Source organism: [Clostridium] fimetarium (assembly GCF_900111235.1).
GTDB lineage: Bacteria > Bacillota > Clostridia > Lachnospirales > Lachnospiraceae > Clostridium_N > Clostridium_N fimetarium.
The window spans coordinates 65,553-82,861 of sequence record NZ_FOJI01000003.1 but is presented as its reverse complement, the minus strand read 5'-3'; the positions used below and the strand labels follow the sequence as shown (position 1 = coordinate 82,861).

At 31.1% G+C, this 17,309-nt stretch carries 14 protein-coding genes; 13 read left to right on the top strand and 1 reads right to left on the bottom strand.

Going from position 1 to position 17,309, the window contains the following annotated elements; genetic code table 11:
- Positions 1-134: 134 nt before the first annotated feature.
- The 10 genes from BMY18_RS04820 to BMY18_RS04775 all read left to right on the top strand — a co-directional run bounded on the left by BMY18_RS04820 (position 135) and on the right by BMY18_RS04775 (position 13,102).
- Positions 135-809 (top strand): response regulator transcription factor, encoded by a 675-nt coding sequence (locus BMY18_RS04820; protein ID WP_092451160.1) that lies wholly within the window; start codon positions 135-137, stop codon positions 807-809.
- Positions 797-1,996, top strand: coding sequence for a HAMP domain-containing sensor histidine kinase (locus BMY18_RS04815; protein WP_092451158.1), 1,200 nt, complete (start codon positions 797-799; stop codon positions 1,994-1,996). The genes BMY18_RS04820 and BMY18_RS04815 overlap by 13 nt, the downstream gene beginning before the upstream one ends.
- A 90-nt stretch (positions 1,997-2,086) precedes the next feature.
- Positions 2,087-2,977 carry an ABC transporter ATP-binding protein gene (locus BMY18_RS04810; protein ID WP_092451156.1) on the top strand — a complete coding sequence of 297 codons (891 nt, stop codon included), beginning with the start codon at positions 2,087-2,089 and terminating at the stop codon, positions 2,975-2,977.
- On the top strand, positions 2,978-4,240 hold the full coding sequence (locus BMY18_RS04805) for an ABC transporter permease (RefSeq protein ID WP_092451154.1): 1,263 nt from the start codon (positions 2,978-2,980) through the stop codon (positions 4,238-4,240). It abuts the gene before it with no gap.
- Positions 4,197-4,862, top strand: coding sequence for a hypothetical protein (locus BMY18_RS04800; protein WP_092451152.1), 666 nt, complete (start codon positions 4,197-4,199; stop codon positions 4,860-4,862). Before BMY18_RS04805 ends, BMY18_RS04800 begins: the two co-directional genes overlap by 44 nt.
- Positions 4,863-5,582: 720 nt before the next feature.
- Complete coding sequence (locus BMY18_RS04795) at positions 5,583-6,566, top strand: J domain-containing protein (RefSeq protein WP_092451150.1); 984 nt, start codon at positions 5,583-5,585, stop codon at positions 6,564-6,566.
- A 446-nt stretch (positions 6,567-7,012) separates the two neighbouring features.
- On the top strand, positions 7,013-8,119 hold the full coding sequence (locus tag BMY18_RS04790) for a hypothetical protein (protein WP_092451148.1): 1,107 nt from the start codon (positions 7,013-7,015) through the stop codon (positions 8,117-8,119).
- 331 nt (positions 8,120-8,450) lie between these two features.
- Positions 8,451-8,876 (top strand): hypothetical protein, encoded by a 426-nt coding sequence (locus BMY18_RS04785; RefSeq protein WP_092451146.1) that lies wholly within the window; start codon positions 8,451-8,453, stop codon positions 8,874-8,876.
- A gap of 367 nt (positions 8,877-9,243) precedes the next feature.
- A complete protein-coding gene (locus BMY18_RS04780) occupies positions 9,244-11,334 on the top strand; it encodes an ATP-dependent nuclease (RefSeq protein WP_092451144.1) in 2,091 nt (696 codons plus the stop codon).
- Between the two features lies 1 nt (position 11,335).
- Positions 11,336-13,102: a UvrD-helicase domain-containing protein gene (locus BMY18_RS04775; protein WP_092451142.1), complete on the top strand. Its 1,767-nt coding sequence runs from the start codon at positions 11,336-11,338 to the stop codon at positions 13,100-13,102.
- 360 nt (positions 13,103-13,462) lie between these two features.
- On the opposite strand, the gene BMY18_RS04770 is transcribed toward BMY18_RS04775, so the two are convergent.
- Positions 13,463-14,074, bottom strand: coding sequence for a hypothetical protein (locus BMY18_RS04770; protein ID WP_092451140.1), 612 nt, complete (start codon positions 14,072-14,074; stop codon positions 13,463-13,465).
- Positions 14,075-14,542: 468 nt separating this feature from the next.
- Between BMY18_RS04770 and BMY18_RS04765 the strand changes: the two genes are divergently transcribed.
- The 3 genes from BMY18_RS04765 (at position 14,543) to BMY18_RS04755 (ending at position 17,308) form a co-directional block, all read left to right on the top strand.
- Positions 14,543-14,758 carry a hypothetical protein gene (locus tag BMY18_RS04765; protein ID WP_092451138.1) on the top strand — a complete coding sequence of 72 codons (216 nt, stop codon included), beginning with the start codon at positions 14,543-14,545 and terminating at the stop codon, positions 14,756-14,758.
- Positions 14,742-15,824 (top strand): helix-turn-helix transcriptional regulator, encoded by a 1,083-nt coding sequence (locus tag BMY18_RS04760; RefSeq protein WP_092451136.1) that lies wholly within the window; start codon positions 14,742-14,744, stop codon positions 15,822-15,824. The genes BMY18_RS04765 and BMY18_RS04760 overlap by 17 nt, the downstream gene beginning before the upstream one ends.
- Before the next feature lie 152 nt (positions 15,825-15,976).
- A complete protein-coding gene (locus BMY18_RS04755) occupies positions 15,977-17,308 on the top strand; it encodes a hypothetical protein (protein WP_092451134.1) in 1,332 nt (443 codons plus the stop codon).
- Position 17,309: the final 1 nt, after the last annotated feature.

Genomic DNA, 17,309 nt, shown 5'->3' with positions numbered 1-17,309 from the left:
TTTGTATTGCGTTTATTACAAAATGTATTTATTGCAAGGCTTTTCAAATTAATACTCATTTTTATAGACAATTTATAGAGAAATATATGATAAAATAGTATCGAGAAAATAAATTTTCAAACAGAGGGGATAAGATGACATATAAAATATTAGTTGTTGATGATGAAAAAGATATCGTACAATTATTAAAAGACTATTTTGAAATTAAAGGATATCTTGTATATACTGCTTTGAATGGAGCGGAAGCATTGGAAAAAGTATCTGCTAAGCCAGATATTATTCTACTTGATATCAATATGCCTGGGATAGGTGGATTTGAGGTGTGCCAAAGGATACGTCAGTTTGTCAGCTGTCCAATTTTGTTTTTGACGGCAAGAATTGAAGAACAGGATAAGATTAATGGGTTAATGGTTGGGGGAGACGATTATATTACAAAACCATTTAGTATTGATGAGCTGGGAGCAAGAATTCAGGCACATTTGCGAAGAGAAGAACGTAAAATCGTAAAAGATGAAATTCAATTTGCTAGACAGTTGGTGATTAATTATTCAGAAAGAAAGGTTATGTTTGAAACTTATGAGATTAGCCTGACAAAAACAGAGTTTGATATTTTGGAGTTCTTGAGTATGCATAGAGGACAGATATTTAGTAAGGAATCCATCTATGAAAAATTATGGGGATGTGATAAGGATGGAGATAGTAATATTATTACTGAGCATATCAGGAGAATTCGTATGAAACTAGGAAAGTATCTTGATAAGGCCATCATAGAGACAGTCTGGGGAGTTGGTTATCAATGGACTTTATAGATGAAATTATAGGAAAAATAAAACTTCGGATAAACCGGGCATCATTGAAAAAGGCGCTGGGAATTTATATTATGGCGGCAGTGCTGATCGTTGTGGTATTAACGATATCAACAATTTCAGTTTGTGAAAGCTGGAAGAGTGTGGTATATGCAAAATATGGAATAGATGCGAATGATAGGAGTGTTGATAAAACTATATATTTTGAGATGAAATATTTTTCTATGATATCTGGAAATGATAGAATTTTAATTAAAATATTTGGTATGGTAGAAAATATTGCAGTGATTGTATATTCAATGAGTGCTATATGGATTACTTCCCTTACTTTCTATAAAAACAAGTTACAGGAGCCTTTGAATATCTTACAGGAGGAATCAATGCACATTGGAAGAGATGACTTAAGCTTTTCTTGTAGATATGACAGCCAGGATGAGATGGGAGAAGTTTGTGCTGCATTTGATCAGATGCGTCTGCAATTGGCTGAAAATAAAAAGAATATGTGGAAACTGATGGATGATCAGAGACAGCTGAATGCTGCATTTGCACATGATTTAAGAACACCATTGACCGTTATTCAGGGGTATACAGAGCTGCTATCTAAATATTATCCTGAAAGAAAAATAAGTGAGGAAAAACTTTATGAGATTTTGAATTTGATTAATAAGCAGGTCAAACGGCTACAGGAATTTTCAAATACAATGAAAGATATTCATACATTTGAAGTGTTGGAAGTTAAGCCGGTGAAGAATAGTATGCGAAATCTATATGAAAATCTGAAAACAATCGTTGATGGAATAAATGGAATGAGCAAACTGTCTGTGGAAATCAACTGGAATAAAGAAGATGCTGAGTTTTATTATGCGGAGCATATTATCCTAGAAGTGGCGGATAACCTAATTTCAAATTCCCTTCGATATGCAAATAAAAGAATTGAAATCAAGATTGAAAGTGAGAATGAATATATTAATATTTATATTAAGGATGATGGAAAAGGTTTTTCAAAGGAAGATTTATTTAACGCAGACAGACCATATTATTCAGATACTAATTCAGAGAATGAACATTTTGGGATAGGACTTGCAATATGTAAGATTTTGTGTGAAAAACATGGTGGATCCTTAAGCTTTGCCAATAGCATTTCAGGTGGAGCTGTTGTAAGTGTATCATTTTTTTGTCAGAAGAAATAAATTAGTTTAAAACAAAATTCAATATAGATTAAATATAGATAATTACATTTTATAATGGTAATAGATTCAGAAAGAAAGGAAAAATAAAGAATGAATGATGAAATTATATTAAAAAATGTAAATAAGCATTATGGGAAAAAGCATGCGTTGAAGGATGTCAATCTGACAATTGAAACCGGAATGTTTGGATTACTTGGAAGAAATGGTGCGGGCAAGACGACACTGATGAAGACTATTGCAACAATACTTAAGGCAGATTCAGGCGAAATTACAATATTTGGGGAAGATGTGAAGCATTCAAAAAACATTAGAAGTATGCTAGGGTATCTTCCACAGGATTTTTCTATGTATGGGAATATGACTGTTTATGAAGCAATGGATTATCTAGGAGTTCTTTCAGGTTTAAACAAAGCAACCAGAAAAGCAAGAATTCCTGTATTACTTGAAAGTGTTAATCTTGAGAAGAATATGACCACAAAGGTAAAAGCTATGTCTGGGGGAATGCGAAGAAGACTTGGAATTGCACAGGCCATTCTTCATAATCCCAGAGTGATTATAGTAGATGAACCAACAGCCGGACTTGATCCAGAGGAAAGAGTAAGATTTAGAAATCTCCTATGTGAAATTGCAGAGGATAGAATTGTTATTTTATCTACTCATATTGTAGGTGATATTGAAGCTACCTGTGAAAAAATAGCTGTTTTAGATGAGGGAGGAATCATATATAATGGCAGCGTTTCAGAACTTTTAGAGATGGCCGAGGGAAGAATCTATTCAGCTGAAATATCAAAAATGGAACTGGAAGAGCTTAAGAAAAAATATATTGTAATTGGTATATTGTCACATGAAAATCATGTAAATGTAAGGTTTATTACAAAAGATGCTAAAGAAGTGGTGGATTTCCAAGGAGCAAGCTGTTGTAAGCCCAGCGTTGAGGATGCGTATATGTACCTGATGAGTGGAAAGAGAGGTGACAAGTAAATGTTTGTTACTTTATTATTCAGTGAGTGTAGGCAACTGTTAAAGAGCATTACATATTATATCTTCTTGATTTGTATGGTATTGTTTTTTGTGACACAGCTTCAGGACTTTGAATTAATTTCTAAACCTGAGGTGTCTGATTCTGACTTTGGAAAAAAACACAGCACAGACAAGGATATCATAATGTCTTCAACGTTGACACAGCTTGCTAGAGAATATAATTACAATCAATATACAACTTATCCAATTGGTTTTTATAAAGAAGTAATTCTAACTGACAGTAAGCAGGAAAAAATTGTCTCGATCTTAGCAAAATCATCAGGGATGACAGTTGAAGAATTAAAGAAGATGTTTAAGGATTATAATGATAATCAAGTGACCACTGAAAGTGGATATACGATAGAAATGATTAATGGGGAAGGCCTTAAGATTCAGCCTTACAGTAATCTTACTTATGAAGATTTTTTGAAAAATATGAAAGAGGCTGATGAAATTATTGGCGGTGGAAGCAGTTATACAAAGGTGAATGTCTCTCAAAATGCAGAAGTGCCTATGACCTATGAAGACGCTATGGAAAATTATAATGGTATTTTGTATAAAGACCATGTATCTGGCGCATATGCCAGACTGTTTTCGGACTATATGGTGATTATACTTGGAATCCTTCCAGTTTTTTTAGCGGTGACAAGATGTCTCAGAGACAGACGTTCACAGATTTTTGAAGTTATTTATTCAAAAAAAATGTCATCTTTTAAAATTATATTTTCGCGCTATTTTGCACTGGTACTTATGATTCTTATTCCATTACTATTACTGAGTATTTCTCCTTTGCTTCAGTCATTGTATTATGCAGAAAGTATAGGCATCCATGGAGATTCGTTTGCATTTGTAAAATATATTATTGGGTGGATAATGCCGACGATTTTAATGTCACTATCGGTAGGCTTTTTCTTTACTGAATTAACGAATAAACCATTTGGAATATTTGTACAAATTATTTTTTGGATTCTAAGCTTATTTAGTGGAATAGGTAACCTTATTGGACATGTGGGTTGGAATTTAATGCCTCGATTTAATACTCTTGGAAGCTATGAGGTTTATAATTCAGTCTTTTCTGATCTGGTATATAACAGGCTAATGTTTACCGCTATTAGTTTTGTCCTTTTGGTTTTGACAGTAATTACTTATGAATTAAAGAGGAAGGGGGTATTAAAATTTTATGGTAAAGTATTTCAATATCGCAAAAGTCAATCTAAAGATTAACCTGTATCCGCACATATTACTTGCTGTGTTAATCTGTATAGCAGCTCCCTGGATTATGGGAGTTGAAAATTTGAACGAATATCAGACAGCACAAGTGCTAGAATTATATGTATCATTGATAGGCATGGTGTTATGCGTACCTTTGTTTATTCCAGATCAAAATACAAATATCAGAGAGCTGCTTCAATCTAAGAAAGAACCAATGTATATAGTCCAAATGATTCGATTATTAGAGTCTTTGATCATTATGACCGCAATAATGGCTGTCTTTTTATTATATTTAAAAAAAGCAAACTGCGAATTTGATTATGGAAAATATCTGTTTGCTGGAATGGCAAATTGCCTATTTCTTGGAGGGCTTGGTACAATTGCATATAGCATAATAGATAATATTGCAGTTGCATATATGATTCCAATTTTATATTATGTGTTATGTTTTGGTGCAGGTGATAAATATCTAGGAAAATTTTATTTGTTTTCACTTATTCGTGGAAGTTTTAGTGAAAAATTTTATTTGTTCGGGGCCGGAATTATGTTACTTGGAATTTCAATTATTTATAGGAACCTCAATTGCAAATTGAAATGTAACCCTTTCAATTTCAAATTGAGTGATAATTCTTAAATTAAGTATCTATTCCAGGTGGTTGCACCTTGGCTTACAAAAAGATTGGTATAAACTCAGATTTCAGTTGAGTGCCAGTCTTTTTTGTTGTCTTGTTTCTTGATAACATATAGCCTAAAAGAGTTGGTTGCAGAACGGAGGATATATGTCTGAATTTTACATAGAAAAAAATTTTTCTCGTAAATTGTATTGATACTAAAGCTATGGGCAGTGTTGCATTCATAGCTTTTAGATTAGAAAAATCAATTATTACAATTGACACTTTAAAGTAATGGAAAATATGTGCGAATGTCAATGAATTTCTGAGCCACCTGTGTGAGGATGAAAAAGTATACCACTTCGGTTATTATGCTAATGAATCTTTGAGCCACTTTATTTATAAAAAAAGGGAAACTTGTGATTTATTCTTCATATACCTTGATTTATTATTGTTACTTTATATTATCTTTGCGGCAAGAATTGCATGTGACCACATCTGAATAATGCATTAACAATAAATAATGATTATTCACCATATTTTGGTGAAATATGGTAGACTATTTTAAGAATTTACATTAGTGTTTATTTTTAGGAGCCCTTATTAGAGGTATATGTTGCAAATCATTAAGGTAGAGCATAGTTATTGTGATGCACCTGCAGAAACATTGGCAACTGATATCAGACAAAGAATAGGTACAAATAGTCTGGCTTGAAAATGAGTACAAAAGATTGGAGAATATAATGTCAAAAAGATATTCAGTAGCAAAGGGAAATGATTCATTAGGGTGTTGCAATTTGGTTATTTGGGATTTCCTTGTAGTCGCAATATTTGCAGGTTTATCACTAAATGAGTATTTAAAGTTACATCCTGTCTTTTGTATCATTGCAGGTATTGCTTCTGGTGGATTATTAATGTTCCTTATGTCATTGAAGTACATAGGAATCATATTGAAAGTTATATGTAGTCTGTTTTGGTCGTATGTAATTCTGTATCTGTTAGATGATTTATTTAAAATGACAGAAAAATTGGGAAATGATCCTATCTGGTTATGGACAATAAGAATAGTTGTCTTTCTTTTATGTCTTGGTATACATATTGCTGGAATGCAGAAAATTGCAGATGATGATTCATACGATTATCAACCCGTTGATGTAGAGAGAATGAGGAATAATAATTTATCATATTCAAATAGTTATGAAAATGAAGAAGATGATGAACATTTTCAGGATGAAATAAAAGATATAATTAATTCAGTTGAGAACTTGTTCAATGAGCGCAATGAAATTATGAACCAGGCTCAGCAGGTAATGATTGCAGGAGTTGGTAGTCGAGCGTTAGAACTTGCAATGAAAAGAAATGAGGAAGAATGTCCGGAAAAATTAGAAGTAATACAAAATCATATGCAAAGATTGAGCGTAGGTGTTCCTTCCAAGGAAGAAAATAAGATCTTATTAGATTTAAGAAAATGTATTGATTCAATCAAAACCTTGAATCAGTATGTAATGAATGAACTAAATAAGGTTCTTATGGATAATTCAACTAAGAATCAAAGTGTTGAATCAAATTTTGATGAAAGTTTATTCAGTGGATGTCAAGATAAGGAAGGTTTTACAAAGAGATATCGGAGTTTGATGAAAACATTTCATCCTGATAATGAAAATGGGGATGTAAAAATGACTCAGAAAATTCAGCATACATATGAGGAACTGACAAAGAAGTTATAATAATGGGCAGGACAATATATATGCCCGTCTTCTTGTATCACATGCTTATACAAAGAGAAAGTGGTCGATAAATTAGAGTGGTCAACGGTCTAAAATTGCAGCTAGTTAGGATTTCTTGATTTAGTAATACTGAGCTGTGAATAAAAATAAAGAGTAATGTATTATCCAGAAATTGGTAAGATTCTGTTGAAATGTGTAAAAATTAAGAATATAATGAAATTAGTGGGGATAAGAGGGAAATATAATTAAAAAATACAAAGCTATGAGCTCCCCATGTGAGTTTATAGCTTTTTTTATTGGGAGATTAAGAAGAGTTTCGAAATAATTAAATTACTAATTATAGCAATAATGCGAATTTCAAGCCTAGTGAATATAATGTCTGAAATGTGATGCTTAGTTTTGATTTTCAATGAGAGAGTAGTTCAAGCAAATTAGGAGGGTTAATAGTGAAAGTAGAAAGTAACGATAAATACTCATCTGGTAATGAAAAGGAAAGCAGTATGAATAAAGGGCAGAAATCATCTTTCAAACTAACTAAAGAGGTCTATGAAAAGGATTTCATACCTGTATATAATTTAGAAGAGTGTAGACCAAAAACATTTATTGAGTTTGAGGTTGTCTTATCGTTCCATATACCTATGTATACAAGTAGGACAGTTACATTACAGTCTGAACAAGAGTATTTCAGTTTTAGATTTGATATGGTTACAACAAATGAATCTTATAAGTATCTAATAGGTGAGGAGCTACAAATATTAAATGTTCATAAAACTAAAATGCTTATGATGGTAGCAGTTGAATTAGAATATGAAACAATCCTTCAAGATACAGAACGGTATTATAATGACTATTTTGACTTATTGCTTGGAAATTTAAACCAAATAGTATTGAATTATATGATAGTAAAGAAAGACGATGATTGTCATTATCTAACTAAAGAAATGTTACCTGCAGTAATACTAGTAAGGTCCACCAATCTAGAAACATGGGAAAACCAAAAAGGTTTATTCATGATACATACGCATTTACCTGTAGAAAAAGAGCTGTTATCAGCAAAAGAAGTACAAGAAGTGATGAAAATGCAGTTGGTGGTCTCATGGAATTTGAATCCTTTTTTAAGAGGTGAACAATTTGTATATACTGCAAGAAGGTATTTCAAACAAGGCTTCTATTTAGAAGCTGTAAATGCTATTCAGACAAGCGTTGAGGTTTTAATAAGGACGCTGTTTGAAGAATTGTTGAGGAGTGAAGGTAAGTTAGATAAGGAAATAGAGGAACAATTAGAGGACACTGCATTTATGGCAATAATAAAAAAGATTCTGTCCAGTTATTTGGGTGGTAGTTGGGATGTAACAAAAGATAAAACAGCAGTTGGAAAGTGGTATAAGAATACCTATGTACTTAGAAACAAGGCAACTCATAGTGGGAGAATACCAACTTTTCAAGAAGTAGATGAGGCTATATATGATGCCTTAGAGTTTAGAAAATTTATTGTTGAGAGGATTAAAGCAAACTATAAGAAATATCCGAAGCTGAAAGAATATATCATATAGTGTAATGAGTGAGTACTTAGGACTGGTATATCATATAGTGTAATGAGTGAGTACTGAGGACTGGTATATTTATAAAGAATTTCATTTGTTTTCCAAAGCTTACATCGAATCGAATCATATGAAACAGTGATTTGTAGATAAGAGATTGCCCATTATGTTTATGATTGACAAGACTTAAATGAAAAAAATAGGTAGAAATATAAATCATAATTTATACCTTCCCTATCCGACCATACTACCTTTCAAACTTTCAGGAAATAGTGTGAGAAATCAATATGATAACAACTATATAATTTAGGTGTGGACATTAATTAGAATGGAGAAAATTAATATGATTATAAATTTTTTTGAAACAGCTGAAGGACTAGATAAAAGGGCCGTCCAAGGTGGGATATATCATGTGGAATTATTAAAGAAGGGAGAAGAGCAAGCAATATCTTTGTATATTGGAGAATCTGTATGGATAATTGAAAGGTGTGGAATACATCTATATGCATTTTTTGAAAATCCAAGCTACTTTGGTTTGACTAAGATTGATTTGGAAGATGACAGTTTAATATTAAAATTTAGTTTTCGTGAAAAAATAGAAGGGAAAAAAAGTGTTTTGAGTATAGGAAAATATAAAGAAGCAGAATTAAGATATATAAAAGAAGATAATCCAATAACTCAGTTAAGTACAAGTGACAATCAAATTCGTAATATTGATGAGAAAGTAAGAAGAGTCCAAGATGAAATGAAGAAATTTGGTTTTAGGTAGTAACCAGTCTATCTTTAATATAATTATATCAATAGATGATAATTACACCACTAATAAATTCCATTTTGCGATGATGTCTTGTTACCATTATATATTTTAAAATGTGACTATTTGTAAAATGCCAAATGTAAATTATTAACAATATTGGAGGTGTATATATGTTAGGATAAGTTGATTAATAATCCTGATAATAATGACGTTGGTAAAAATGAGAGGAAGTATTACGTTATATGGGTCATATATATGATTGTTTAATAAATAATAATGGTAAAGCAGATTTTATTTTTATCTGAAAATATAATAGTTCATATAGGTCACTTTTATATATCAAGAAGTTAATACAGTTTTGAAGGGCGAGGGATGAACAATGTATATTTCTAATATTACAATTGAAAATTATAGAAGCTTTAAGTCGATTAAGGTCGATTTTCATGAAGGAATTAATCTTTTAATTGGTCAAAATAATGCTGGAAAATCTAATTTATTGCGTGCAATGGCAATCATATTTGATGGTTCAGCAAAGAAACAGTTGACAGTAGATGACTTTAATAACGATATTCTGTTAGATGATTTAAAAAAAGCACCTCCGAAGATAGTTATAGCTGTTAGCCTGTCACAATCTGAAAACGAAAATTTAATGGGAGATGAGTTGGTTACCGTAAGTAATTGGTTAACAACTTTAGAAGAGCCATACCAAGCAAAAATACAATATGAATTCTTCTTACCCAATAGTGAAAGAGAACGTTATTTAAATAAAGTATGTAGTTTAGATTCTAGAGAAAAAATTTGGGATTTAATTAAAAGTGATTTTATTAGAATGTATATCAATAAAATTTGGGTAGGAAATCCTGAAAATCAGGTAGTTGTAGATGGTGAAAATCTAAGTAAATTTGATTTTCAATTTCTAGATGCGATACGTGATGTTGAAAGGGATATGTTTAGTGGAAAAAATACATTATTAAAAAATGTTATAGATTTTTTTATGGATTATGAAATAAAATCAGATAATAGTATTACAGTAGAAAAACAAAAAGAGCAAATACAAATGCGTAGAGATGAATTTTCTTCTACAGCACAAGATTTGATTTTAAAATTGCAAACTAGGTTAAAAAGAGGAAATAAAGAAATTTTATCATATGCTAATGAGATTGGTGCATCATTTGATAAAGCAGAACCAAGTTTTGAAGGTAAGATTACGGAAAGTGAAATCTATTCCATATTGCAGCTAATAGTTAAACAAGAAACAGGCATGACAATTCCGATATCACATAATGGGTTAGGGTATAATAATTTGATATTTATGTCTTTATTGTTAGCAAAAATGCAGGTTGATTCGGATGGAAAGTATTTAGGCAGTAATGCAAAAGTATTTCCTATATTGGCTATCGAAGAACCGGAGGCTCATTTACATCCTACAATGCAATATCAATTTGTTGATTTTTTAAAGACCAACATAAAAAGTAATAAGGTTAAACAGGTTTTTATAACTTCGCATTCAACTCATATTTCCGCAGCGACAACCTTAGATGATATTATTTGTTTCTATAAAAATAATGGAAATATTCAAGTGGCTTATCCAGGTAAAGCTTTTACTTTTAAAGATGATAAAGGTAAGAAAATTGTTCAGAATAAAAGCAAAAAGTATGTTCAGCGCTTTTTTGATGCAACTAAATCCAATATGCTTTTTGCAGAAAAAATAATTTTAGTAGAAGGTATAGCTGAACAACTATTATTGCCAGTTTTTTTCGAGTATTTGAATAAGTCATTAGAAAAGAGTCATGTTGCGGTTATAAATGTAGGTGGGAAATATTTTGAACATTTCTTATATTTATTCGATAGTAATAATGAATATACAATTAATAGGAAAGTCGCATGTATTACTGATTTAGATCCGGCAAGAAGGAAAAAGAGTGATAATGAGAATCAGAATAAATATAAAACTTGTTATCCTTACGAATATAATTCAAGTATAGATGAATTTGAATATATGTATAATGAATTGATGAATAAATATGGAAAAGGAAAGCATGAGAATATATTATCATTTGTGCAACCAGAAAAGTATGGTAAAACCTTAGAATATCAGCTTGTTCTTGAAAATCCTTTATCAAGAATAATGATTACGGAGTCTATAGCAAATTCAAAAGAATTAAATGATCTGATGAATTTATTTGAAAACAATGAAACTTTGTCAAAGTTAATGAATAGATTGTCCAGTAGTGATGAAAATACCCGTATAATAGAATCATTGAAAAGAGCTGATGCTTCGTGGAGTGAAGATGATAAGAAGAAGGCGTTATTGGCATCTAGATATTTAAATTCTGTAGGTAAGGGTGAAAATGCTCTTGAATTGGCATCTGCATTAAAAGACAACTTAGAATTAAAGGATAAGGTTGGATATCAAAAATTTGTAGTGCCACTGTACATAGCAGATGCGATTGAATGGGTGTGTGATTAGTATGATTATAAATTCTAAAACAATAGTGGATATTAATCTAGACTATAAGATTGAAGCTGGACCGGGTGCCGGAAAAACACAGTTTTTAGTAAACCATATAAACAATGTATTACAAAATTCGGATAAACTTGGTTGTACAAGAAAAATAGCCTGCATTACATATACAAATACTGCAGTTGGAACAATTTTAAAAAGACTTGGAAAAGGCATTTCAAATAAAGTAGAAGTATCAACAATACATAGTTTTTTGTACAGTAATGTAGTTAAGCCATATTGTTCATTTTTGCCAGTGGAATATGATGTTTGCGTTGCAAAAATCAAAGGACATGATGACCCATTTGTAAACCATAAGTATGTTAGTAATTGGTTGGAAAAAGATAGTTGGGATAAGTTAAAACATCCAAATACAAAAAATCAACTACTTAATATGCCAACCTTGAATAAGGCATTACAAAATTGGCTTTTGTCAATGAAGTGTAATATTGAAAATGATAAGATGTTTTTTGTTTGCGATAATAGTAAAGCGAAATCGTATGATAAAAAAACTGGAAAGTTAATAGGGATAAATGGATTAAATTTAAAAATATTACAGGAAGACTTATTGGAATATAAAAAATTGCATTGGCAAAAAGGAAAGCTTGATCATGAGGATATTCTGTTTTTTTCATATATATTGATAAAAATGTATCCTTTTATCCTAACCGTCTTGCGTGCAAAGTTTCCTTACTTTTATATAGATGAATTTCAAGATACAAGTCCTATACAATCATTTCTTATAGAAGAAATTAGAAAATCAGAAAGTACAATAGGTGTTATTGGAGATAATGCTCAAGCAATATATGGATTTCAAGGTGCGAGTGTTTCTTTATTTACAAATTTTAAGGTTAATCCGATGAACATGCATACTATGCTTGAGAATCATAGAAGTTCAAATCAGATAATTGCTTTTTTAAATAGCATTAGGAAGGATATAAATCAACAACCTAGTGAAAATATTGATGATATGGATGTATCAATCCTAATCGGAGATAGAAACAAAGTATATTCAGAAGCAGTTAGCGTTTGCAATAAGCAATCTGTAGTTTCTCTTGCGAGAGATAATATTACTTCTAATGCAATGAAGGATGAACTTGAAGGTAACGAATTTGACAGAAAACTAATTGAAAAGTATTCTGAGCAAGATAGCAACGGTGATCGGAAGAAATATATTATTCCTTTTATTCAAGCTATTGAGTTGGCGAAAAATATAAAGTACAAGGAAGCTATAAAAAAAATAGATTGGATTTTTAGAACTGAAGAAAATCCACAAAAACAAGCACTTTATTCGTTATCATGTATGTTGAAAAGATATCATCAATATGACAAGGGTTCATTGATGGATTTTTACAATGTATTGTGTAATGCTTTAAACGTGAAACTTGCTGGCTTTAAAAAGGGATCTATTAAAGACTTTTATGAAAATAATCCATATAGATATATGGCTATTTGTGTAAACGTTGTCGAAGATACAAGCAATCATATTACTATCCATAAGGCTAAAGGAGCAGAATATAAGAATGTGTTTGTTATTGGTAATAAGGACATGTTAAATTTGCTCTTGAAACCTGATTTAGAGAATAATGAAGAACAAAGAATTTACTATGTTGCTATGAGTCGAGCTCAAACAAAACTGTTTATACAATTTGATAGTTTAAATGAAGCAGATGAAAAAAAGATTAAAAAACTATATAATGTAAATGTTAAAAGAATAGAAAATACTGCTGAATGACATTCTGGTTGTTAAAAAGTTAGTGGAATGAAATTTTTGTAAATCTGTAGTATTTTAAGCTATCACGGGAACAAATCATTACTACGGGATGAGACCATTTTCTTTAGGAAAAGAACTAAGTGCTTTGAGGAACAATAAAACTATGCTAGATGGAAATTAAGTAGTTATTTGTAGACGCAATGATTCGTGATATGTAAGCAAATTGGGTTTGAAATATATAAAAAAGTAACACTATGTAATTGTTATATAAAAGGGCTGATATTATCGTACACGAAATCATATTTAAGTTAAATATAAATAAAGTCATAAAAATTTAAAGAGAAAGACTTTAAATTCTTATGACTTTATTTTTAAGCTTGACTATTTTTTATTCTCATCCATTTTCTTTTCATTAGCAACTCCATTAACTTTATGCGTAACATCCGAAGCCTTTTCCGAAGCTATTTTAACCATTTCCACACTTCCAGCTTTCACTTTCTCAAATCCTTCTTTATCAAGTGTAAGTCCGTGATATGTCATACCCCCTGCAATTGCTGTTGCAACATAAGAAAATAGCAGAATGAAAAATCCGATTTGAGGAGCAGTCGAGCCATCTACACTTACATTTAAACTACTCATAACACTATTTGCAGTATCACTGGCAGAATTCATTCCGGATGAAAGCAAGAAATAACTGATGATTTCAAAGAAAACACAGGCGCCTGGAATTGCAATCGCAATTGTTTTGCGATACTTCTCTATCTGTTTGATATAATTCATTACGATTAATAAAATAGGCCCAATTAGAATAACTGAACTTATTATATGACCATTGCTGCCAGAGATGGCTTGAAAAGCGGAGGCATATACGCTGTCTGAGCAATAAGAGCTTTCTGCAGTGAATTTTACAAAGGGAAGTAATAACCCTAAAATAGAAACGGCAGAGCAAAGTGCAATAAGATTTTTGTTGATAAATTCATTTTTGATTTTCATATGTAACTCTCCTTTGATTTTTGATAAGTTAAATATATCATTCGTGTCAGACACCTCTACATGTCTTGGTAAAATTAAAATTATAAGAATTATAAAATAAATATTATAAGATATTAAAAAATATAAAACATGTTGGATTATGCAAAATTATACGATTTTATGCCTTAAAGATATTGATTTAGTTTAAGCAAATGATTATAATAAATTAAGTTTATAAATTGGTAAAAAAGTAAAAGGAATGATAAGTAAAAAGTAAAATAAGTAGTAAAAGATATAATTTAGAATTACTAAGTGGGATTAAAAACTACAGGACCTTGGAGTGGCAACCAGTTTTAACTTGATTGATGACATTGTTGGAGTATCTAACAATGTTTTTTCGCGTTTTAGAGGCAGAAAACGATTGCATACAAAAAGATTTATGAATTATTTTACCAGGACAAATATAGTGTCCTACATATATGATATTATATGGAAAAGGAAAGTGAGATAACAATTATGATTATGATGCAAATAATAAATGATATCTTGATGTGGCTAATTGTTGTTCCAATAGTGATTGTATTTGTTAAAATAATAAGAATCCTTAGAATGGTTATATTGACTACAAAGTATGGAAATAAAATCCAAAGAAGGGAAGAGCACTTTTGGGATATTTTAAGACTTTACGATGATGAAGAGCACTGAAATAAGAACATTAAAACAAAAGTACTCAGTAAATAAAATGGAGAAATCAAATAATAAATATGCAGGCCAGTGGAACCGAATAATGGGAATTCTTTGTAGAGGTTTAATGGGTCAACAATTATCAATACAGGAGTTGGCGAATGAATGCGAGGTATCAACGAAAACAATTTCACGAGATATTAATGTAATTAAAAATTTTCTAGCTAACAATTCAGAGCAATTAGACAATATAGAAATAGAATATGATAAAAAAAGCAACAAATATAATATTAGCATGAAGGGATTTCTCGATAACAAGGAAGTCTTTGCGTTAGTTGAGATACTCATTGGAAGTAGAGTGCTTCATAAAGATGATTTAGATAACATCGTTAATAAACTTAAAAAATTTACAAAGGGTAAAGACAGAGAGATGTTAGGAGAATTGGTAGGAAAAGAGCTACTGCATTATAACAGCGTGAAGCTAGATCATAGGGAAGAGTCGGTTTTCAATAGCGATAAAACGAACTCCGAAAATTATCTGATTGATAATGTCTGGGCCCTTACAAATGCAATACATAAAAGGAAAGAGATCTCAATTAATTATTATAAAATGGATGGAAATAAAATTGAGCGTAGGATTATCCCTTTATCAATAATGGTTAATGAATACTATTTTTACTTGATAGCCGCAAAGGCTGATGATGAAGAATTCTCTCCACGCTATTTTAGAGTGGATCGCATTACAGAAATAATCGAGCATCGTGCCACAACAAGAAATATTAACAAATATCGTTTTGATGAAGGTGCACTAAGATCCCAAATCCAATTTATGTGGCCGGGAACGTTGATGAATATAGCATTTGAATTTACGGGCCCATCAGTGCAGGCTATATTAGATAGGATACCAACTGCCCAATGCACCCGGGATGATAAGACTGGTAAAAATATAATTACAGCGGAAGTATATGGGGATGGGATAAAAATGTATCTGCTGAGTCAGGGGAGTTGGGTGAAGGTTTTGAGACCAAAGAGGTTGGTGGAGGAAATAAAGGGAGAGATTGAGAAGATGGGTTGTATGTATTGTTGATGTAAGTGGATAGAATTTAAAAAAGAAGAAATAGGAAAATATGAGCTGCTATAAGAGGTAGATAGTAACCGTATTTGTAATACCCGTATTTTAAGCGTTGTTTGCTAGAAGTTATAAAGTATACAGAATATATTTCAAAGGATGGTGATTGGGTGAATAAGAATAAACTAAAAAGCGCACAAAAAAAATATAATGAAGTTAAAAGTAAACAGATAGGTATAGCGGAAGAGACAAAAAGGGTAGCAAATGTTCTTGAAAATATAAATTCTAAAATTGATGATTTAGATGAGGAATTTACAAATAAAACTGGAATCACCAATAAGGAAGATATGACTTTTTTATTCATAGCAATTTTTTTACAATGTACAAGGTGGGCCTTGATGCCGAAAATGGACACGGATTTTAGTAAGGTGCCTGATTCTGAAAGGTTGGCGTCAAATACAACGCAAAAAGAGGGTATCTATGCTGGTGAGAAGTCCGGTAAAACATATGAAATGAAAAAAATTAATGAGATTAAAGGCAAAAATATAGTTAAGTATGATAAAGATAAAGGTTTATATCAAAATTTTTTGAATGGTGAAGGGGAATATGAACACATATCTTGGTTGGAAATTTTGTTTCGACCAGTTCCGTATGATGCAATGAATGCTATTGATGATACAAAAATAATAATACCAAGAATTAGGAATTTGAGTAATGCGGGTGTCAATATCAATGGTGTTAACCATCATGTTGCAACATTGGGACACGACCCTATTTTGGGGTGGATATTTGGTACGATGAATATACTGTCACGTAGGATTACATTTATAAATTTAATGACATTTAATGTTATATTGGAAAGTCCGCAGTTGGATAAGTGGAGACAGTATATTGATTATAAACCCAATACAAATATTTTAGATATGATAAATTATTGCGTTGGAAGTGTAAAAGAAGATGCAAAACGTTTACCAGCAGCTGTGGCAAGACAAGCAATGCACTTACAATCGGATAAGTTGACAAAAGAAGGATTACCAATCCCGTTTCTATCTTCGCTAAACCCAGAAAAGGCTCAGAATTTAATTAAAAATGGATGGAATAGCAATGAGGTAGAACGTTTAATTTCAAAAGTAGCTAAAGATGCTGCTATTGTAGGGATACAAGCAATAACCTGTATGATGATAAATCTGATTATAAAAGCTATTTATTTATTTTGTGCAGAAGAAGATAATAAGGAATATTTGGATTTAAGAGAGGTGAAAATAAGAAAAATACTGATGTTATCAAATGTGATAGCAAGTTCAAGTAATATTCTATATGTAGCATTTAGCAAAAATATAGGTAAATTAGATATCGGCGGAATGGGAATTACTTTGTTTAATTTGTTTAATGATAGAAAATTGATTAAACAAATTAAATATGAATTTATATCTAATGGATTAGAGAAAGAAATAATGGGCAATGAAAACTGGGAAGACAATTATTATTGGGAGGTAAAGTGAT

Excerpts from the sequence above, each read along its gene's own strand:
- BMY18_RS04785 (WP_092451146.1), top strand. The coding sequence starts at position 8,451 with ATGATTATAAATTTTTTTGAAACAGCTGAAGGACTAGATAAAAGGGCC.
- BMY18_RS04820 (WP_092451160.1), top strand. The coding sequence starts at position 135 with ATGACATATAAAATATTAGTTGTTGATGATGAAAAAGATATCGTACAA.
- BMY18_RS04775 (WP_092451142.1), top strand. The coding sequence starts at position 11,336 with ATGATTATAAATTCTAAAACAATAGTGGATATTAATCTAGACTATAAG.
- BMY18_RS04770 (WP_092451140.1), bottom strand. The coding sequence starts at position 14,074 with ATGAAAATCAAAAATGAATTTATCAACAAAAATCTTATTGCACTTTGC.
- BMY18_RS04765 (WP_092451138.1), top strand. The coding sequence starts at position 14,543 with ATGGAAAAGGAAAGTGAGATAACAATTATGATTATGATGCAAATAATA.
- BMY18_RS04800 (WP_092451152.1), top strand. The coding sequence starts at position 4,197 with ATGGTAAAGTATTTCAATATCGCAAAAGTCAATCTAAAGATTAACCTG.
- BMY18_RS04815 (WP_092451158.1), top strand. The coding sequence starts at position 797 with ATGGACTTTATAGATGAAATTATAGGAAAAATAAAACTTCGGATAAAC.
- BMY18_RS04760 (WP_092451136.1), top strand. The coding sequence starts at position 14,742 with ATGATGAAGAGCACTGAAATAAGAACATTAAAACAAAAGTACTCAGTA.
- BMY18_RS04795 (WP_092451150.1), top strand. The coding sequence starts at position 5,583 with ATGTCAAAAAGATATTCAGTAGCAAAGGGAAATGATTCATTAGGGTGT.
- BMY18_RS04780 (WP_092451144.1), top strand. The coding sequence starts at position 9,244 with ATGTATATTTCTAATATTACAATTGAAAATTATAGAAGCTTTAAGTCG.
- BMY18_RS04810 (WP_092451156.1), top strand. The coding sequence starts at position 2,087 with ATGAATGATGAAATTATATTAAAAAATGTAAATAAGCATTATGGGAAA.
- BMY18_RS04805 (WP_092451154.1), top strand. The coding sequence starts at position 2,978 with ATGTTTGTTACTTTATTATTCAGTGAGTGTAGGCAACTGTTAAAGAGC.